Below are 19,088 nucleotides of genomic sequence, written 5' to 3'. Positions count from 1 at the left end.
TCCCGGGCTGCGTACGTCCCTAGGTTCGACGCATGATCACACTGGACCACCTGACCAAGAGATACGGCGCGACCACCGCGGTCGACGATCTCACCCTGCGAATACAGCCCGGCCGGGTCACCGGGTTCCTCGGCCCCAACGGTGCCGGGAAGTCGACCACGATGCGGATGATCCTCGGCCTGGACCGGCCGACGTCGGGGACCGCCACCATCGACGGGCGCCCGTACGCCTCGCTGCGCCGCCCGCTGCGCGAGGTCGGTGCGCTGCTGGACGCCAAGGCGGTGCACCCCGGTCGCCGGGTGCGTACGCATCTGGTGGCGATGGCGCGGAGCAACTCGATCCCGGTGGCCCGGGTCGACGAGGTGCTCGAACGGGTCGGCCTGACCGGGGTCGGCCGGCGGAGGGCGGGGAGCCTGTCGCTCGGGATGAGCCAGCGGCTCGGGATCGCGGGGGTGCTGCTCGGCGACCCGCGGGTGATGCTCTTCGACGAGCCGGTCAACGGGCTCGACCCCGACGGGGTGCTGTGGATCCGGAAGCTACTGAGGTCGCTCGCCGCGGAGGGGCGTACGGTCCTGGTCTCCAGCCATCTGATGAGCGAGATGCAGCAGACCGCCGACCATCTGGTCGTGCTGGGTCGTGGGCGGCTGCTCGCGGATTCCCCGTTGGCCTCGTTCGTCGCCGGGCACTCCTCGCTGGAAGAGGCCTACTTCCAGCTGACGGCGGGAAGCGTCGAGTACTCCGGGGAGGTGGCCTGATGCTGAGCCCGTTCCTGGCCACGATCTCGTCCGAGTGGATCAAGCTCTGGTCGGTCCGCTCGACCTGGTGGTGCCTGATCGGCGCGGCCGCGCTGATGGCGCTCTACTCGGTCCCGCTGGGCTTCGACGCGGCCGAGCCCAACCCGGACCTGTCCCACGCCGACCAGTTGCTCCACGTCGAGGACGTCGCCACCGCGGGCCTGCTGTTCACCCAGTTCGCGCTGATCGCACTGGCGCTGCTGACGGTGACCTCGGAGTACGCCTCCGGCAGTATGCGTACGACGCTGCAGTGCGAGCCCCGGCGCGGCCGGGTGCTGGTCGCGAAGCTCGTCGTGGTCGAGGTGGTCGCACTGGTCGCCGGCGCGCTCCTCGCGCTCCTGGGGGCCGGTCTCGGCTATCTGACTGCAGGTGACTACGGCGTCTTCGACGCCTCCGCCGTGGCCACGGTGGCCGGCAAGATCAGCGTCTACCTGGGCGTGGTCGTCGCGCTGGCCATCGGGCTCGCGGTCGCGCTGCGCAGCACCGCGGGGGCGCTGGTCGTGGCCTTCCTGGCGCTCTTCCTGCTGCCGATGGTGCTGATGATGAGCGGGATGGACCTGATGACGGAGGTGTCCTACTACCTGCCGGGCACCGGTGGCACGGAGTATCTCGGCATCGGGATCGCGACCCTCTTCGGGCTCGATGACGGGCTCCCCTACGGCCGCAACGGCGGGCTCGGGCTCCTCGCCGCGTGGTCGGTGGTCACGCTGGTGGCGGGCTACCTGGTGTTGCGCCGGCGCGACGCCTGATCCCCGTCGGTGGTCGAGCTCTCGGTCCTGGAGGTCTCGACAAGCTCGACCACCGATGGCGCCACCAGCCCTGCCTCGTGGGCGAGGACCGCCGCCTGCACCCGGTTGCGTACGCCGAGACGACCGAAGGCGCTGCTCAGATAGGCCTTCACGGTGCCCTCCACGAGATGGAGACGGCGGCCGATCTCGGCGTTGGAGAGCCCCGCGCCGACCAGTGCCATCACGTCGCGCTCACGGTCGGTGAGGGTGGCGACCTTCGCCCGGGCGTCGGCGGCCCGCGACATCCGATCACCCGCCCCGGCGCCGAGCTCGGCAATGACCCGCTGGGCCACCCGCGGCGAGAGGAAGGCGGCGCCGTCGGCGACCGCGTGCACTCCCGCGAGCAGCTCGCGGGGGTCACCCGACTTGAGCAGGAAGCCGCTGGCCCCGTCGCCGAGCGCCCGGGCGATGTAGGCGTCCTCGGAGAACGTGGTCAGTATGACCCGCGCGGTCTCCGGGGCGGTCCGGGCGATCTCTGCCGCGGCCGCCAGGCCGTCCATCCGCGGCATCCTGACGTCGAGCAGCGCCACGTCGGGTCGGTGGCGCTGGGCGGCGTCGACCGCCTCGCGCCCGTCGGCGGCCTCCGCGACCACCTCGATCGCCTCGTCGGTCTCCAGGATCGCGCGTACGCCGGCGCGCACCATCGCCTCGTCGTCAGCGAGCAGCACCCGGATCACAGCACAGCCTCTCGCCGCTGATGGGCAGGCAGGTCGGCGACCACCTCGAAGCCTCCGCCAGGGACGGGGCCGTGGCGCAGCGTGCCGCCGGCGGCACGGGCCGCCGCCTCCAGCCCGGCCAGGCCCAGTCCGGTCGTCGCTCCGGCACCCGGCGGCAGGGTCGCTCGGCCGTTGCTCACCGAGAGGCGTACGCCCTCGGGTTCGCGCTCCTCCACCGAGACCGTCACCGACGACCCCGGAGCGTGCCGAGCGGCGTTGGTGAGCGCCTCCTGCACGATCCGGTGCGCAGCGGTGTCCCGGACCGGTGCGGTGCCCTCGGTGAGCGAGCCGACCAGACGTACGTCCATCCCCGACTCACGCGCGCGCTCGACCAGGTCGGCGATCCCGGTCGCAGCGGGGGTCAGCGGCGCCTCCTCATCGGCGGGACGGAGGACGCCGACGATCTCGCCGAGCCGCTCGGTGGCCCCGGCGGCGGCCGCGCGGATGTCCCCGGCCGCCTTCTGGTGGGTCGCGGTGAGCCCCGGCGCCACCTCGAGCGCCCCGGCGCGCAGCGCGATCAGGCTCAGCTCGTGGCCCAGGGAGTCGTGCATCTCCTGAGCGATCCGGGCCCGCTCGGTCAGCTGGGCCTGCTCGATCGCCGTCGAGTGGTGGCGGGCAACCTGGCGCAGGTAGCGGCCGCTGAGCCACGGCAGCGCCATGAAGATGATCATGTTGCCGGCCATCGCGACCTGCACCCCGCCGCCGTTGACGGTGGCGTCGAGCACGGTCAACGCCACCACGGCCACGCCCACCACCGCCATCGACGGCCACGCCTGATCGGCCCACCTGCCGACGAGGAAGCTCACCAGGGCCGCGAACGCGACGTAGTTGATCAGGATCCAGCCGTCGTTCGCCACCACCGTGCCGCCGACCAGCACGCACACCAGCGCCACCGAGACCGCCGGATACGGCCGCCGCAGCCACATGGCGAGCGCCACTCCGACGACGCCTGCCACCGCCGACCAGCCCGACCACTGCGGATGGCCGGCGCCGCTCATGTAGAGGTGCTCGGCCGCGACCGCGGCGATCAGCAGTGCCGAGAGGATCGGCTCCCAGACCCGGGGCACGCGCAGCAGACTCACGCTCATCACCGTAGTTGCCGTCTCACCTCGGCTGTACCGACTTTCGTCAGTAGGCAGACCGGCCCTTACGCGGCTGAACAGAGGCAATCCACGACCGGGGGTCTCGACAAGCTCGACCACCGGTGCAGACTGTGACCCATGGCTTACGAGACCCTGACCTTCGACGTGGACGCCGACGGCATCGCGCTCCTGACCCTCAACCGACCGGACGCGCTCAACTCGTTCACGGTGACGATGGCACGCGAGCTGGAGGAGGTGTTCACCACCGACGCGATGGCCGACGAGGTGCGCGCGGTGATCGTGACCGGTGCGGGGCGGGCCTTCTGCGCGGGCATGGACCTCTCGGCCGAGGGCAACGTCTTCGGCCTCGACGAGTCGCTGCACCCGACGCCCGAGAAGCTCGCCGAGCACCTGGCCGACCCGGCCAAGCACCCCGAGTACGCCGAGGGCGTACGCGACACGGGCGGCAAGGTCACCCTCGCCATCCACGCGCTCCCGAAGCCGGTGATCGCCGCGGTCAACGGCCCGGCGGTCGGGATCGGAGCCACCATGCTGTGCGCGATGGACGCGCGGCTGGCCTCCTCCAAGGCGAAGATCGGCTTCGTCTTCGGCAAGCTCGGCATCGTCCCCGAGGCCTGCTCGTCCTACTTCCTGCCGCGCGTCGTGGGCGTACCACGGGCCCTGGAGTGGCTCTACACCGCGGAGATCCTCGACCCCGACCAGGCGCTCGACGGCGGGCTGGTCCGCAGCATCCACCTGCCCGACGAGCTCCTGCCCGCCGCCTTCGAGCTGGCCCGGAGGTTCACCCAGAACCGGTCGCCGGTCGGCACCGCGCTCGTACGCCAGCTGATCACCCGCAACGCCTCCGTGCGCCACCCGCTCGAGGCGCACCTGAGCGACTCGCTGGCGATGTTCTACGCCTCTGTCGGCGACGGCAAGGAGGGAGTCGCCGCATTCCTGGAGAAGCGGGCCCCGGAGTTCACCTCGAAAGCGTCCGAGGTCCCGGACGTCTTTTTACGCTCTGACCTGCAGCGATAGCCGCAAACCCTCTGTTGTGCCGGGGGATCCTGAGTTACCGTCGAAAGTGGGCCCGCCCGCTGGTCCCTCACCCGGGTGTGGCCGCGGCCGGCACGCAACGCCTAACCCGAGATGGGCGCGTGTCGGCCGCCTCTCGGCGCTAGGCACCGATGCGGCGCGCGTACTCCTCGACGATCGCGTCGACCGGCTGATCGACGTCGATGGCGAACCCGGCCTCGTCCGGCTCGAGCGGCTCGAGCGTGCGGAACTGGCTGTCCAGGAGCGAGGCCGGCATGAAATGGCCGGGCCGGCTCGCCTGGCGCCTCGCGATCACCTCGCGGGTGCCCTCCAGGTGGAGGAAGGTCACTCCGGCGCTGTGCCGGCGGAGCTGATCCCGGTACTTCCGCTTCAGCGCCGAGCAGCTCATCACGCCGCCGCGCTCCTCATGCCCGGCGAGCCACTCCCCCACGGCCTCCAGCCAGGGGAAGCGGTCATCGTCGTCGAGCGCGATCCCGGCGGTCATCTTCTCGATGTTCGCCGGCGGATGCAGGTCGTCGGCATCCTCGAACGGCACCCGCAGCCTGCCTGCGATCGCCGCACCGATGGTCGACTTCCCCGAACCCGAGACACCCATCACGACCAGCACCGGTTTCGCCATCAGGCCATCGTACGGGCGTAGAGGAGCTCGAGGTCGGTGAAGTGCCGATGCGTCCCCGCCTCCTGGTAGGACGAGGTGTCCGCCATCGTGTAGCCGTGCGGGGCGTCCGGGTAGATCAGGTTGGTGTAGGTCACCCCGGCGTCGTCGAGCGCCCGGCCGAGATCGGCGACGTTCTCCGGAGTCATCGAGCGGTCGTGGTCGGCATGCCCGAAGTAGTACTCCGCCCTCGTCCCGGCGATGCAGGTGTGCGGCGAGGCCTCGTCCGCGGTCACCAGCCCGCCGCCGTGGAACCCGCCGACCGCGACGAACTCGTCGGGGAACCGTCCCGCGGTCCGCACCGCGATCCGCGCTCCCATGCAGTAGCCGTGCGTCGCCAGCGGGCCGGCGACGTAGGTCCGGAGCTTCTGGACGTACGCCGGGATGTCGACCGCCAGCCGGGCAACGGTGAGGCTCCGAACCCGCGCCATCGCACCGTTCCCGAAGAACGCGTCCCGGGCCGCCGGATCGCGGAGGTCGGCGGTCGGCGCCAACTCGGCCACGCCGCCGTCGCGGTAGAACACGTTGGGCGCGAGCACGACATAGCCCCAGGACGCGACCTGCTCGATCATCTCGGCCAGCCGCGGCCGTAGGCCGATGGCATCCATGTAGACGAGCACACCACCCTTGGGGGCGCTCTCGGGCCGGGCGAGGTAGGCCTCGGCGGTGCCGTCGGGAGTCTGGATCTCGATCTGCTCAACCACGCCACTCACGCTACTGCCATGCTCGTAGTCATGACCCAGCACCTTGAAGCGCTGCACCTCGAGTCCTCCCGTGCGATCCCGATCGCCTACGAGACCGCCCTCGCCCGCGTCCCACCGGCTCCCCTACCGCAGATCTTCGGTCGCCGGTACGCCGCGATCGGCCCGATCGCCGAGGTCCGCGATCAGGCCGGCGGCTGGGACTCCGCCGGCGAGACCCGCACGATCGTCCTCTCCGACGGTGCCACGATGCGCGAGACCCTGACCGCCGTCGACGCCCCGACGTCGTTCTCCTACGAGATCACGCCGCTCTCCGGTCCCCTCAAGCTCCTGGTCGGCCATGTCGCCGGCCGCTGGTCCTTCGCCCCGGCGGGCACCGGCACCCGGGTCGCCTGGTCCTGGGACGTCACTCCCACCTCGTCTGCCGCCTCGTTCGCGATGCCTGTTTTCGGGTGGATGTGGAAGGGGTACGCGCGGCAGAGCCTGGAGGCGCTCGAGGGGTTGTTGGTCGGCGCCTGATCTTTTTGCGCGGCTTCTTCTTTCGGCGCGCATTGGCTGCTGTGTTTTCGGGGGACTGTTTGCCGCCGACCCGTTACGGGAGGGTGTTCTCAGCGGCGTCCGGAGTCAAGGACGGCCTTCGGCCGCCGGCTTCGCCGGCCGCTTCGCGGTCCTTGACACCGGCCGTCGCTGAGAATTTTGGCTGGTTATCGGGTCGGCGGCAGGGGTTTGGCGCGTCGATCCGGGTTAGGTGGGGGCTTGGGATCTGGGGTCGTCGATCTGGGGCCGTCGCTGGGACTACCGGCGGGGTGAACGAATTTTCGTTCGCCCCGGCTTGCAGCCCTCGCCAAAAGGGGGTGGGCGCCGGTGAAAGAAACTTTTCTTTCACCGGGAGACCCGGGGGTGCTATCGGCGTGGAGCAGCCCTCTCCCGTAGGTGATTGTGCCGCGGCCACACTGGGGCCGCCGCCCCTGATAGCCAGCCAAATCTTTCTCGACATGGTCCGGTGTCAAGGATCGCCGAAGGCGACCGGCGAAGCCGGCGGCCGCAGGCCCTCCTTGACTCCGGGGCAGGTCGAGAAACACTCGACGACAGGGTCGGCGGCCCACAGCCGACCAAAACACAGTCGCGAACCGGCGGCGAAAACCGACCGCCGGAACCGCCTCACTCCACCCCGTGCCGCTTGATGAACGAGAGAATCTGCTCCGAGAGCTCCGGCCGGCACACGATCACATCAGGCAGATAGACATCGTCCTGGTTGTAGCGCAGCGGCGAGCCGTCGATGCGCGAGGTGAACAGGCCGGCAGCGGCGGCGACGGCCACCGGAGCGGCGGAGTCCCACTCGTACTGCCCACCGGCGTGGACGTACGCGTCGGAGATGTCGCGCACGACGGACATCATCTTCACGCCGGCCGATCCCATCGGCACCAGCTCGGCGCCGAGCTCCTCGGCCAGCGCCTCGACGAATGCCGGCGGGCGGCTGCGGGAGACGGCGATCCGGGGACGGGGCGAGGTCGAGGGCGGCACGACCGGGGCCGCGCCGGTGTGGAAGGTGCTCTGGACGGATGCGTCCGCGAGCGCCGGCTGCGCGACCGCGCCCGCGATCAGCTCACCGCCGTTGGAGGAGCCCCACAGCGCCACGTGCACGGCCCAGTCGTCGCGCGGCGGCTCGGAGAACTCGCGGGTCCCGTCGAGCGGGTCGATGATCCACACCCGGTCCTTGGTGAGCCGCTCCTTGGAGTCCTTGCCCTCCTCGGACAGGACCGCGTCCTCCGGACGGTACTCGGCGACGAGCTTCATCAGCAGCTCGTGGGCGGCCAGGTCGCCCGCGTCCTTGAGCGCCTTGCCCTCGAGGCCGGAGGTGGCGCGCACCTCGAGCAGTCGCCGGCCGGCGGTCTCGGCCAGCCAGGCGGCCAGCAGGTGGTCGGAGGCGAGGATCTCGGGCATGGGCGCATCAAAGGTCACCCGCGGCACTCTAGCGAGACCTGCGACCGGCCCGATACTGAGCCCGGTACAGGCCCAAGCCGAGCCCGATCGCGGCGACCAGCGCCACTCCGGTGAGCACCGCGCGCAGGATCAGCCCGGTCTTGGCACGCTCGTGCTCGTCGGTGACCGCGTCGGCCATGGTCTCGGTCGACTTCAGGATGACCTCGCGCAGGCTCTGGATGTATTCGACGGCACCGTCGGACCAGGTGCGTACGATCGGCTCTCCCTTCGACGCCGCCCGCATCTCCTTGGCGACCCCGTCGATGCCGCCCTTGGCGGCGACGTCGCGGACCGTACGCTGCACCATCATCGCACCCGAGCCCTTGTCGAAGGTGCCGTCGGAGACCTGGTCGAGCTCGGCCTGCAGCTCTGGCGAGGCACCCGAGTAGAACGCCGAGGACGCCTTGACCCACTCGGCCTCGGCGTCGGTGAGGTCCTTGACCGACTTGGTGCTGATCTCGTTCTCGGACAGCGCCACGACCATGAGCTCGCGCTCGATGCTGAACGCCTCTGCCGCCGCCGTCAGGTTGCTGAGGTTGCGGATCTGGTCGGCGGTCTCGTCGTCCTCGAGCTCGGGCAGCTGCGCGGCGAGCATCAGCAGGTTGCTGGCCAGGCCCGTGTAGACCTCGCGGGCGGCGTCCTGACTGGCCTTGTCGCCCTCCTGCATCTCGACCCGGTAGAGCTCGAAGTCGGTGAGCACCTCGTTGATGTCGTGGTGGAGCGTGCGCAGCTCGGCGTCGCCGTCGACGTCGATCTCGGCCGACGCGGTCTGCCACTTCTCGACCGCGATGTCGGTGGTGTGCAGGTAGGTGGAGCGCACGTTGACCGGCGCCTGCGAGACCGGCTGCAGCGCGTCCCGCTCGAAGATCACGTCGACGGCCAGCTCGATGGTCTCCGGGAGCGACTCGCTGAGCGCGGCCGCCCGGCCCGTCTCCGAGGCGTTCTGGAAGGCGGCGAACGTCGCCCAGCCGCCGACGGCCACACCGAGCAGGGCGATCGCCAGCAGGATGCTCACCGCCCGGCGGGCACCACCGGGGCGCTCTTCCGCGCGCGCCGCCGCGCCGGTCGGGATCGGGCCGCTCGCGCCGATCGTGGAGAACCCACCGGTCGACCCGGTAGCGGCTGCGGCCGGGAACGAGCCGCTGCCGGCGTACGCCTCGAAGGCACCGGAGGTGCTGATCGGGCCGGACGCGTGCGTCGCGCGTGGCCGGGGCATCTGCGCGTCGAAGACGGGGAGCGGACCGGAGCCGGTGAGCACCGCGACCACGTCCTGCGCGCTCGGCCGCTGCTGGGGCTCCTTGGCCATCATCATCGCGACCAGGTCGTCGATGATCCCCGGCACCTGCACCATGCTGCTGACCCGCGGGATCGGCGCGGTGGCGTGCTGGTAGACCATCGTCGCCGGGGCACCGCCGGAGTAGGGGGTGCGCCCGGTGAGCATCTCGTAGAAGAGACAGCCCAGCGAGTAGATGTCACTCGCCGGCCCGACCTCACCGCCCGAGCCGCGCTCGGGCGAGAGATAGCCGAGACTGCCCACGACATCGTGGGTGGAGGTCAGCCGCTGGTCGCCCAGCCGGGCGAGCTGAGCGATCCCGAAATCGACGATCCTGATCCGGCGGTCGCTGTCATAGACGAGGTTGGACGGCTTGATGTCGCGGTGGACGATCCCCTGGCCGTGGACCGCGGCGAGCGTACGCGCGGCCTGGACGATGACCTCGCCGGCCTCCCGGGCGATCAGCGGGCCGTGCGAGCGCAGGCGTTCGCCGAGGTCGGGACCGGTCAGGAGCTCCATGACGAGGAAGGCCATCGGCCCGTTGCCGGTGCGCTCGATCCCGGCGTCGTGGACCTGCACGGTGCCGGGGTGGCTGGCGGCGGCGGTCGAGAGCGACTCGCGACGGAAACGCTCGATCATGGTCGGGTCGGCCGACGTCCTCACGACCTTGACCGCGACCCAGCGTTGCAGGGTGAGGTCCATCGCCTGCCATACCTCGCCCATACCGCCACGCCCGATCAGGCGGTGCAGCTCATATCGGCCGGCAATCTTGGGGTGGGGGGAGGTTTGCATGGGGGACGTTCCCGTCGAGGATCCAGTTGTTCATTCGTGTTGGGTTGCTCACACAACGGCCAGGGAGTTTAGGGGACACTCACTAGTAGGCGCCAGAGCCACGCACAACGGCTTTTACCGTACGAACGACGATCCCGAAGTCCCGCAGAAGTGTCCAGTTGTCGACATAGTCCAAGTCGAGCCGGACCGTGTCCTCCCAGGAGAGGTCCGAACGCCCCGAGACCTGCCACAGCCCGGTCAGACCGGGAGCAACTGCGAGTCGGCGATGAGAGTCCCGATCGTACATGGCCACCTCGCTCGGCAGTCCAGGCCTCGGCCCCACCAGCGACATCTGGCCCAGCACGATGTTGAACAGCTGGGGCAGCTCGTCCAGGGAGTACTTCCGCAGCACCCTCCCCACCCGGGTCACCCGCGGGTCGGCGCGGAGCTTGAAGAGCACGTGTCCAGGGCGGTGGTCGAGGGTGCGGAGCAGCGACTCCGCGTCGACGACCATGGTGCGGAACTTCCAGATCCGGAACTGCTTGCCGTTGCGGCCCACGCGCACCTGCCGGAAGAAGACCGGCCCCGGTGAGTCGAGCTTGATCACGGCCGCCATGGCCAGGAAGACCGGGAGGAGCAGGGTGGCGGCGGCGACCGCGGCCAGCCACTCCCACACGTACTTGGCGACCCGGGTCAGCCGGGCTCGCAGGGCCTCGTCGACATAGAGAAGGGTCATCGAGCCGAGCCTCATCGAGGACGTACGCTGCGGGGTCACGTCCTGCATCCGGGTGCTGACCAGCAGCGGGAGCCCGAAGGACTCGCTCGTCCAGGCCAGCCGCTGGATCTCCCGGCCGGCCAGGTCGGGCCCGGGGACGACCAGCACGGCGTCGGGCGCGACCGAGGCGATCGCCCCGGAGAGCCCGTCGGCGCGGCAGACCGCCGCCGCCTCCATCAGTCCGCCGCTGAGCCGGTGGGTCCACTCCGGGATCGGGCCGTGGTCATGCGCGGCCTCCACCACGACGACCCGCAACGGGTTGCGTGGCCGGGAGCTGAAGATGTAGCCCCCCACCCGGAACGCGAGCGCGGTCACCAGCCCCAGGATCGTCTGCACGACCAGCTGCGCCTGCGGCAGCTCGACCAGCGCACCGAGCAGCCAGGTGGCCATGCTCATGGCCATGAACGCCTTGAAGACTCCGGAGACCGTCGCGCGCAGGCGCTCGGCACCGGGCAGGATCTTCGGCGCGGTGATCCTGGTGACCAGACCCCAGACCAACCCCCACACGAGCGCGTGGACGATCTCCTGTCCCACGAGAAGCGGCGCCAGGACCATCAATGCGAGCCCGTCGAGCATCGAGGCCTGCAACCGAAGAGAGGGTGCCTTCGCGGACACCCTCCGGCGGTTGATGTCGAGCGGGACTACTGTCTCCACCGACGCCAGCTCTATCGTCATTCATCTCCCCCATGGTGCTGGGCGCCCGAACGCTACTTCATGCCAGAACAATGCGGGACGAAAGCGGTCGGTGGGGGCCGATGGGGGTCCGGTTAGACCAAATGAGGGAACCGGAACCCACTGGTCCAGACCAGTCGACTCACTCCACGGACTGGGGCGAGCGCCAGCCGAGGCGGTGGGCGAGACCGACCGCGGCGATCTGGGAGGTGACCTGGAGCTTGGCGAGGATGGATTTCACCTGCGTACGCACGGTCGCCTCGGAGACGACACCGATGACAGCGATCTCGTGGACGGTGCGGCCGAGCATCAGGTGACCGAGCACCTGCGACTCGCGCTTGGTGAGCAGCTCGATGCGGCGACTCAGCTCGGCGACCTCGTGCTGGCGCTCGAACCAGATCCGGATCAGCCGCTCGCGGTCGCTGACCGCGAGCACGCAGGCGCCCTGGTAGAGGCGCCTGACGGTGCCCAGGATCTCGCCGAGCGGGCGGGACTTGGACAGCACCGTGCGGGCGCCGTTGCGCAGCGCCTGCCCCCAGCGCGCCTCCTCGATCGCGCCGGTCACCACGACCACGTCGACGCCGGCCTTGGCGAGCGGCTCGATGAGACGCACACCGTCGCCGTAGCGGCCCAGGTCGAGGTCGAGGAGCACGACCTTCGGCTTGTTGCGGAGCACGACGGAGACCATCGTGGCGGTGGAGACGGGCTCGCTGGGCATCGGGATGCGGCGTACGTCGTATCCCTCCATCGAGACGGCGAGCTCGAGCGACTCGGCGAAGAGGACGTGGTCCTCGACGATGACGACTCGGTACTGGCTACGCGGCGACAACGCCATCGGAGGCACCTTCGTTCTCTGCTCCGACCCCGGAGCGTTCGATCACTGCACTGGGAAGGGTGACCACGAAGGTCGTGCGTTCCCCGGCGGCGAGGCGGAGCGACCCACCCATCCGCTCGGCAACGGTGCGGGCTTCGTTGAGCCCGATTCCCTGGCCGGCCGAGTCCGGACCACGGACACCCCACTCGAAGATCCGGTCGCGAACCTCGGGGGCGACTCCGGGGCCGTCGTCGGAGACCTCGACGACGACCATCTGGCCGGACCCGCCCGGCTCGTGCCGGACCACGACCTCGACAGCGCCGGAGCCGTGCTTGGCCGCGTTGTCGAGAAGAATGTTGACGATCTCCGCCGCCGCGTCCGAGCTGCCGGCGGCGAGCGCGTTGCTGGGATGGTGGACGATTGTGGTGCCGCTGGCCTCGTGAGCCAGGGCGAGGTTGTGGATCACCGCGTCGACATCGATCACGCCGTTGTCGACCGGCACCGTGTCGGCACCGCCGCGGTGGGCCCGGACGAGGCGTTCCAGGCGCCTGAGCTCGCTGCCCATCATGGTCAGCATCGCGACCCGGCGCTCCGGGTCGAGCGTCTCGGAGTTGCACAGCAGCTCACTGGCCGAGCGGACACCGGCGAGGGTCGAGGTCACCTCGTGCATCCGGGCCCGCTGGAGGCGCTGCGTCTCCCGGGCGCTGAGCAGGTCGAGGTAGATCTCGTCGGCCGCCTTCGCCTCCGCCGCGCACACGCGCCGGTAGATGCGGACGGCACCGTGCAGGAGGCCCGCGGACGCCGCCAGCGACGTGGCGACGACGATGGCGGTGAGCAGGACCCAGAGGAGCGCTCCGTGGGTGTGGAAGGAGACCCAGGGGCCCTGGAGGACGGCGATGAGAAAGCTCTGGACGCCGATGAAGACGGCGGTCGTGGTTGCGTACGCGGTGGTTAACCAACCCGAGTTGATCCGCTTGAAAATGGACGTAGACATACTGCTCCCCAGGACGGGTCGGCCAGTGAGGTATGAGTCCCGGATCGGCCTTGTGCAGGCCCTGCTCCCCCAGCCCGAGTTTGTCGGGCCGTCCCAATATGAATGTTGTGACCGAATCCTTCGCTGAAGGAAACGTAATCAGCACGTTATCGTCGCGCGACCGCATTTCGGGCCAATACCGAGAATTGAGGAGTCATAGATTTCCGGGGTCGTCCGCAATCTACAGTGCGGGAAGCGTTGTCCCAGGTCATCCCCAAACTTGGGGGATCGTAGAACAGGTTCCCGATACGGTTCGCCCGACCACCAGAATGGGTATACCCCCAGGGATATCTGGCCGGGCCCGAGACGACCGAACGGCACACCAGACATGGCAGGCACGACCGTACGACTCAGGGTGGCTGTCTCCGCCGACGAGACGATGACCCTTGACGCGGTGAGGGTCACGCTCGACGAGCGCGGCATCATCGTGACGGCGACCGCTGCCACCGACGCGGACCCGGCCTCCCTTCTCCTGGGGGACCCCGCGGCCTGGCTGGTCGTCACCGACATCGACAACTGGGCGCAGCTCGACCGGGTGTGCACGCTGGTGCGTGGCGTACGTCTGCCGGGGGTGGCGCTCACCACCGCTCCCCGCGGCGGGCTGTGGGGTGCGCTGATCGAGGCCGGGGCGGTCGAGGTGCTGCCTGCCGCCTCCGACTCGGACACGATCGAGTGCTCGCTGCGCGACGCCGCCGAGGGTCGCCCGGGACACTCCCCGGCAGAGGTCGAGGGCCTGGTCGCGCAGTGGCACCTGATGCGGGACGGGCTGGAGAGGATGCGCGGGCTCGTCGGCTCGCTGACGATGCGCGAGCGCGAGGTGCTCGAGCTGCTGTACGACGGGACGCCCGTCGCCCAGATCGCGGAACGCTTCGGAGTGGCGCAGACGACGGTGCGGACCCAGGTGAAGTCGATCCTGCGCAAGTTCGGGGTCGGGTCCCAGCTGGCCGCGGTCGCGGCGTACGACCGGTATCTGCGGCCGCCGAGGAGCTGACCCTAGGAGTTGAACCGTTGCTGGGTCTTCTCCAGGCCCTCGGTGATCAGCGTCTCGATGGCGTCGGCGGCCGTGTCGACCACGAAAGGCAGCACCTTGCGCTCGGTGGTGGAGAAGTTGGAGAGCACGAAGTCGTGCACCTCCTGGCGACCGGGCGGGCGGCCGATGCCGACGCGCACCCGGTGGAAGTCGCCGGTCCCGAGAGAGGACCGCATCGACTTGAGCCCGTTGTGGCCGTTGTCGCCGCCGCCCAGCTTGACCCGCATCGTGTCGAAGGCGATGTCGAGCTCGTCATGGATGGCGATCACGTGGTCGGGCTGGACCTTGTAGAAGGTCGCGAGCGCCTTGACCGGCCCGCCGGACTCGTTCATGTAGGTCCGGGAGCGGGCGAGCACGACGCGTGGGCCGGGCACCCCGGGGGTGTTCCCCCCGAGGCGCCCTTCCACGACGTCAGCACGGCCGGACTTGTGGGCACGCCACTTGCTGCCCAGCCGGTTGGCCAGCTCGTCGGTGACGAGGTAGCCGATGTTGTGACGGTGTCCGGCGTACGTCGGCCCGGGGTTGCCCAGGCCGACGACCAGCCAGACGCCGTCGGTCACCGAGTCAGAAGTCACTCGGCGTCGGTGGCCTCAGCGGCCTCACCCTCGGCGGCCTCGCCCTCGGCGGCCTCCTCGGAGACGGGCTCCTCGATGGTGCGGGCCTCGGTGATGTTGACGACCAGGGTCTCCGGGTCGGTCACCAGGGTGGTGCCCTTGGGCAGCTCGACCTGGCCGGCCAGGATCTGGGTGCCGATCTCGAGACCCTCGATGCTGACCTCGAGGCTCTCCGGCACGTGGGTGGCCTCGGCCTCGACGGTCAGGGTGTTGGCGTCGGTGACGACCATGGTGCCGGAGGCGGCGTCACCCACGACGTTGACGACGATGTCGACGGTGACCTTCTCGCCCGCGCGGACGGCGACGAAGTCGACGTGCTCGATGACGCGGCGGACGTCGTCGACCTGGACCTGCTTGGTCAGGGCGAGCTGGGTCTTGCCGTCGATGTCCAGCTCCAGAAGCGCGTTGGCACCGTGGTGCTTGAGCGCCATCATGGTGGCGTGGCCCGGCAGGGTCAGGTGGATCGGGTCGGCGCCGTGGCCGTAGACGACCGCCGGGATCTTGTTCTCACGGCGGATGCGGCGAGCGGCACCCTTGCCGAACTCGGTGCGCTTCTCGGCGACGATCTTCTCGCTGGACATGCGTTGAACTCCTCGATGAGTGGTGCTGACGTCAATGGCGCCCGGCTGGTCCAACGAAGGCCGTGCGACGAAGGCACGGCGTCCCTGTGAGGAGACGTCCACCTTGTCGATCACGGAGCGCGAGGCGCTCCCTCGCCGAGGCAACTGCCACAGACTATCCCCGGATCACGCTCACAGCGAAATGCGCGCGCGTGCTGACCTGCGAGGACGTACGTTGGAGGTCGTGTCCCTCACACTCGACGAGGCCCGCGCACGGGCCGGCGTGATCAGCTCTCTCTCCTACACCCTCGATCTCGACCTCACCGGCCCCGAGACCTTCCGGAGCCACACTCGCGTCCGGTTCGCGTCCACGACCGCCGAGACGTTCCTGGATCTGAAGGGCGCGCTCTCGGTGTCACTGGTCGTCAACGGGGAGGCGGTCGAGGCTGCGTACGACGGTGCACGGGTGGGCCTGACCGGGCTGTCGACGGGGCCGGACGAGGCGGTCAACGAGGTGCAGGTGACCGCGACGCTGCCGTACACGACCGACGGCGACGGGATGCACACGTTCACCGACCCGGTCGACGGGTCTCGCTACGTGTCCGCCTACCTGGGCATGGACAACGCCTCGAAGGTCTTCGCCTGCTTCGACCAGAACGATCTCAAGGCGTCGTTCTCGGTCGCGGTCACCGCCGACCCGTCCGACACCGTCCTCGCCAACGGGGCCGTCGTCTCGCAGGAGGCCGGGCAGTGGGCCTTCGCGACCACTCCCCCGATCCCGCCGGCGCTGCTGGTGGTCGCCGCGGGTCCGTGGCACTCGGTGCGCTGGTCGGCAGTGCTCGACTCCGGGGAGGGGCTGGACTTCGGCTGGCACGCCCGGCGGTCGCTGGCGACCGAGCTCGACCGGGACGCGGAGGAGCTGCGGCGTACGACCGAGGCGTGCTACGCCCACTACGCCGACCTGATCGACGAGCCCTACCCCTTCGACTCCTACGACCAGGTCTTCGTTCCCGGGCTCAACTGGGGTGCGCAGGAGATGCCGGGGTGTGTGACCTACCGCGACGAGCTGCTGCCGCGCGGCGCGATCACCGACGCTCAGCGGGCGATCCGCGCGGTGATCATCGCCCATGAGATGTCCCACATGTGGTTCGGCGACTCGATGACGATGACCTGGTGGGAGGACACCTGGCTGCAGGAGTCCTTCGCCGACTACATGGGCTACCGGGTCGCGGAGGCGGGTGCCGGGTTCTCGGACCTACGGGTCGAGGTGGAGATCCGGAGCAAGCCGTGGGGCTACCGCTCCGACGCACGCCGCTCGACCCATCCGGTCGCCCCGCTGGCCGTCGACGTACCCGATGTGGACACCGCCGCCACCATCTTCGACGGGATCTCCTACGCCAAGGGCGGTGCCTGCCTCGTGCAGCTCGCCTTCTGGCTCGGCGACGAGGAGTTCATGGCCGGGGTCAACCGTCACCTGACCCGCTTCCGCTTCGCCAACGCCACCCTGGCCGACTTCGTCGAGTCGCTCACGGAGACCTCGTCGAAGGACGTACGCGGCTGGGTGGACGCCTGGCTGCGAAAACCGGGCTTCGACACCCTGTCGGTGCAGCGCGACGGCGACGTGCCGGTGCTGGTGCGCGAGGGGAGCAGGCCGCACGCGTTCACGGTCGCGGGTTACGACTCCTCGCTCCGGCTCGTCGGGCGCAAGCGGGTCGAGATCGACGCCGAGCCGGTGCCGCTGCCCGAGTTCGCCGGTCTCGTCGTCGTTCCCAACGCCGGTGGCGAGACCTTCGCCGCGCTCCGGCTCGACCCGGAGTCCCAGAAGGCGCTCTCCGGCGGGCTGTCCCGGATCCAGGACCCGCTCGTACGCGCCGTGCTCTGGTCCTCCAACGCTCTCCAGGTGCGCTCGCGCGACCTCTCGGCCGACGACTTCCTCGACCTGGTCGAGACCCACCTGCCTGCGGAGACCCGCGCTGACATCATCGAAGGCGTGCTCACCGAGGCCAGGTCCGTGGTGATCCCGCAGCGGGTGCCGGCTTCGCGCTCGGCCGGTGCGGTGGCACGGGTCGCCGCCGCGGCCGCGGCGGGTCTTGCGGCGTCCGGGGACGACGAGCAGCGCGCCCTGGCCTGGGCCGCCGCCCTCGCCGCCACCAGCGGCGACGCCGAGATGCTGCGCGGCTGGCTCGACGCCGACAAGGTCGCCACCGGGGTCACGCTGCTGCCGACCACACGCTGGGAGGCGGTCGCGCGCCTCGCCTCGCTGGGTGAGGCCGACGCGCGCTTCATCGCCGCCGAGCGCGACCGCGACGGCACCGCCGAAGGAGCCCTCGGGGCGCTACGTGCCCTCGCCGCGCGCCCGTCGACCGTCGCGAAGGACGCCGCGTGGGAGGCGATGCTCGCCCCCGGCGTCGACAACCGCCGCTTCGATGCGCTGGCGTCGGGGATGTGGATCGCCGAGCAGGCCCACCTGCTCCGCCCCTACGTCGCCGCCTATCTCGCCGAGGCACCGAAGCTGGCCACCCGTGGTCAGGCGTTCGCCATCGAGGTCGGCCGTGCGTTTCCGAGGATCGCTCTCGACGCCGGCCAGATCGATGCGCTGCAGGCGGCCCTGGCCAACGGCGTACCGACCATCCTGCGGCGCTCCTGGGAGGACCACTTCGATGACCGGGAGTAGCGACCACTAGCCTCTAGGCGCCCTCGACCCCCACCTCTGAGGACGGCCATGAAGAAGTCGCGCATCTGGCTCGGCGTCGGGATCGCGTTCGTCGTTCTCGTCGGCGCCGTCACCGGCACCGGCTGGTACCTCGCCCACCGTCTCGACGACCAGGTCCGGACCGTCGACGTCTTCGCGGGCCTGGAGGAGCGTCCGGAGCCGGCCGGCGGCACCGAGGGCGCGATGAACGTCCTGCTGCTCGGCACCGACGGGCGCACCGGCGGCGAGGCGACCACCGGCAGCGAGGCAACCTCGTCGTGGACACCCGGTGAGCAGCGGGCCGACACGATGATGCTCCTCCACCTCAGCGCGGACCGCCGCTCGGCCTCGGTCGTCTCCATCCCGCGCGACGCGTGGGTGCGGATCCCCGGCCACGGCAAGGCCAAGGTCAACGCCGCCTTCTCCCTGGGTGGGCCGCGGCTCAGCGTGCAGACGGTCGAGAAGCTCACCGGCGTACGTATCGACCACGTCGCCTGGGTCGACTGGGCCGGCTTCGAGGAGATCGGCGATCTCCTCGGCGGCGTCGAGGTCTACGTCCCGGAGACCGTCCACGACTCCGCGCGCGACCGCACCTGGACCAAGGGCAAGCACCTGCTCAGCGGGGAGGAGGCCCTGCTCTACGTACGCCAGCGCTACGGCCTCCCCGGCGGCGACCTCGACCGGGTGAAGCGCCAGCAGTACGTCCTGCGTTCCATCCTCCGCGGCCTGCGGCAGAGCGTCGACCCGAAGGACCCCAAGAAGGCCTACGACCTCCTCGACATCATCACCCGCCATCTCACCGTCGACTCCGGCTTCTCCGGCGGCGACCTCCGCAGCCTCGCCCTCGACCTCGCCCGGATCCCCTCTTCGGATCTGACGTTCTTCACCGCTCCGGTGGCTGGGCTGGGGCGGGAGGGAAAGCAGAGCGTGGTCCACCTCGACGCCCGCAAGGGGCGCCAACTGTGGGCCGCGATGCGCGAGGACGAGATGGATGCGTGGCTTGCTCAGAACCAAGAGGTTCTGACGGGGCGGACGGTCAACTGAGGGCCTTCGGCGATCCCTGACACCGGGCTCCGCCA

General features: G+C 70.1%; 17 protein-coding genes and 1 pseudogene. 7 read left to right on the top strand and 11 right to left on the bottom strand.

Annotated features, from left to right (window positions below; all coding sequences use genetic code 11):
* Window positions 1–32 precede the first annotated feature (32 nt).
* Together ACFVDI_RS02215 and ACFVDI_RS02210 are read left to right on the top strand one after the other, a co-directional pair.
* A pseudogene (locus tag ACFVDI_RS02215) lies at window positions 33–689 on the top strand (ABC transporter ATP-binding protein); the annotation flags it as partial.
* Window positions 690–754: 65 nt separating this feature from the next.
* The gene (locus ACFVDI_RS02210) at window positions 755–1,543 is read left to right on the top strand and encodes a hypothetical protein (RefSeq protein ID WP_378899817.1); all 789 of its coding nucleotides are present in this window, start codon (window positions 755–757) and stop codon (window positions 1,541–1,543) included.
* Here the strand turns inward: ACFVDI_RS02210 and ACFVDI_RS02205 are convergent.
* Both ACFVDI_RS02205 and ACFVDI_RS02200 read right to left on the bottom strand, forming a co-directional pair.
* Window positions 1,513–2,259: a response regulator gene (locus ACFVDI_RS02205; protein WP_378899814.1), complete on the bottom strand. Its 747-nt coding sequence runs from the start codon at window positions 2,257–2,259 to the stop codon at window positions 1,513–1,515. The two genes, ACFVDI_RS02210 and ACFVDI_RS02205, sit on opposite strands and share 31 nt — an antisense overlap.
* A complete protein-coding gene (locus tag ACFVDI_RS02200) occupies window positions 2,256–3,380 on the bottom strand; it encodes a sensor histidine kinase (protein ID WP_378899811.1) in 1,125 nt (374 codons plus the stop codon). Before ACFVDI_RS02200 ends, ACFVDI_RS02205 begins: the two co-directional genes overlap by 4 nt.
* A gap of 138 nt (window positions 3,381–3,518) precedes the next feature.
* Between ACFVDI_RS02200 and ACFVDI_RS02195 the strand changes: the two genes are divergently transcribed.
* A complete protein-coding gene (locus ACFVDI_RS02195; RefSeq protein ID WP_378899808.1) occupies window positions 3,519–4,418 on the top strand; it encodes a crotonase/enoyl-CoA hydratase family protein in 900 nt (299 codons plus the stop codon).
* A gap of 139 nt (window positions 4,419–4,557) precedes the next feature.
* Here ACFVDI_RS02195 and ACFVDI_RS02190 read toward each other — a convergent pair whose 3' ends face one another.
* Together ACFVDI_RS02190 and ACFVDI_RS02185 are read right to left on the bottom strand one after the other, a co-directional pair.
* Window positions 4,558–5,055 carry a gluconokinase gene (locus ACFVDI_RS02190; protein WP_378899806.1) on the bottom strand — a complete coding sequence of 166 codons (498 nt, stop codon included), beginning with the start codon at window positions 5,053–5,055 and terminating at the stop codon, window positions 4,558–4,560.
* Window positions 5,055–5,795 (bottom strand): dienelactone hydrolase family protein, encoded by a 741-nt coding sequence (locus tag ACFVDI_RS02185; RefSeq protein ID WP_378899803.1) that lies wholly within the window; start codon window positions 5,793–5,795, stop codon window positions 5,055–5,057. The genes ACFVDI_RS02190 and ACFVDI_RS02185 overlap by 1 nt, the downstream gene beginning before the upstream one ends.
* A gap of 30 nt (window positions 5,796–5,825) precedes the next feature.
* Between ACFVDI_RS02185 and ACFVDI_RS02180 the strand changes: the two genes are divergently transcribed.
* Entirely contained in the window at window positions 5,826–6,311 is a 486-nt protein-coding gene (locus ACFVDI_RS02180; protein ID WP_378899800.1) for an SRPBCC family protein, read from the top strand.
* A 642-nt stretch (window positions 6,312–6,953) separates the two neighbouring features.
* Here ACFVDI_RS02180 and ACFVDI_RS02175 read toward each other — a convergent pair.
* The 5 genes from ACFVDI_RS02175 to ACFVDI_RS02155 form a co-directional block, all read right to left on the bottom strand.
* On the bottom strand, window positions 6,954–7,754 hold the full coding sequence (locus ACFVDI_RS02175) for a 3'(2'),5'-bisphosphate nucleotidase CysQ (protein WP_378899797.1): 801 nt from the start codon (window positions 7,752–7,754) through the stop codon (window positions 6,954–6,956).
* Window positions 7,755–7,764: 10 nt separating this feature from the next.
* Window positions 7,765–9,840, bottom strand: a complete 2,076-nt coding sequence (locus ACFVDI_RS02170) for a protein kinase (RefSeq protein WP_378899794.1) — start codon at window positions 9,838–9,840, stop codon at window positions 7,765–7,767.
* An 82-nt stretch (window positions 9,841–9,922) separates the two neighbouring features.
* A complete protein-coding gene (locus ACFVDI_RS02165) occupies window positions 9,923–11,269 on the bottom strand; it encodes an exopolysaccharide biosynthesis polyprenyl glycosylphosphotransferase (RefSeq protein WP_378899791.1) in 1,347 nt (448 codons plus the stop codon).
* Between the two features lie 139 nt (window positions 11,270–11,408).
* Window positions 11,409–12,101 carry a response regulator gene (locus ACFVDI_RS02160; protein ID WP_378899788.1) on the bottom strand — a complete coding sequence of 231 codons (693 nt, stop codon included), beginning with the start codon at window positions 12,099–12,101 and terminating at the stop codon, window positions 11,409–11,411.
* Complete coding sequence (locus ACFVDI_RS02155; protein WP_378899785.1) at window positions 12,082–13,074, bottom strand: sensor histidine kinase; 993 nt, start codon at window positions 13,072–13,074, stop codon at window positions 12,082–12,084. The genes ACFVDI_RS02160 and ACFVDI_RS02155 overlap by 20 nt, the downstream gene beginning before the upstream one ends.
* Before the next feature lie 394 nt (window positions 13,075–13,468).
* Between ACFVDI_RS02155 and ACFVDI_RS02150 the strand changes: the two genes are divergently transcribed.
* Entirely contained in the window at window positions 13,469–14,104 is a 636-nt protein-coding gene (locus ACFVDI_RS02150; protein WP_378899782.1) for a response regulator transcription factor, read from the top strand.
* Between the two features lie 2 nt (window positions 14,105–14,106).
* On the opposite strand, the gene pth is transcribed toward ACFVDI_RS02150, so the two are convergent.
* Both pth and ACFVDI_RS02140 read right to left on the bottom strand, forming a co-directional pair.
* Window positions 14,107–14,718 (bottom strand): aminoacyl-tRNA hydrolase, encoded by a 612-nt coding sequence (pth, locus tag ACFVDI_RS02145; protein ID WP_378899779.1) that lies wholly within the window; start codon window positions 14,716–14,718, stop codon window positions 14,107–14,109.
* The gene (locus tag ACFVDI_RS02140) at window positions 14,715–15,338 is read right to left on the bottom strand and encodes a 50S ribosomal protein L25/general stress protein Ctc (RefSeq protein WP_378899776.1); all 624 of its coding nucleotides are present in this window, start codon (window positions 15,336–15,338) and stop codon (window positions 14,715–14,717) included. The genes pth and ACFVDI_RS02140 overlap by 4 nt, the downstream gene beginning before the upstream one ends.
* A gap of 223 nt (window positions 15,339–15,561) precedes the next feature.
* On the opposite strand from ACFVDI_RS02140, the gene pepN reads away from it, so the two are divergent.
* Complete coding sequence (pepN, locus tag ACFVDI_RS02135) at window positions 15,562–17,991, top strand: aminopeptidase N (protein ID WP_378899773.1); 2,430 nt, start codon at window positions 15,562–15,564, stop codon at window positions 17,989–17,991.
* A gap of 48 nt (window positions 17,992–18,039) precedes the next feature.
* Entirely contained in the window at window positions 18,040–19,053 is a 1,014-nt protein-coding gene (locus ACFVDI_RS02130; protein WP_378899770.1) for an LCP family protein, read from the top strand.
* Window positions 19,054–19,088: the final 35 nt, after the last annotated feature.

Source organism: Nocardioides sp. NPDC057767 (genome assembly GCF_042798275.1).
Taxonomy (GTDB): domain Bacteria; phylum Actinomycetota; class Actinomycetes; order Propionibacteriales; family Nocardioidaceae; genus Nocardioides.
This window is presented reverse-complemented; position numbering and strand designations above follow the sequence as displayed.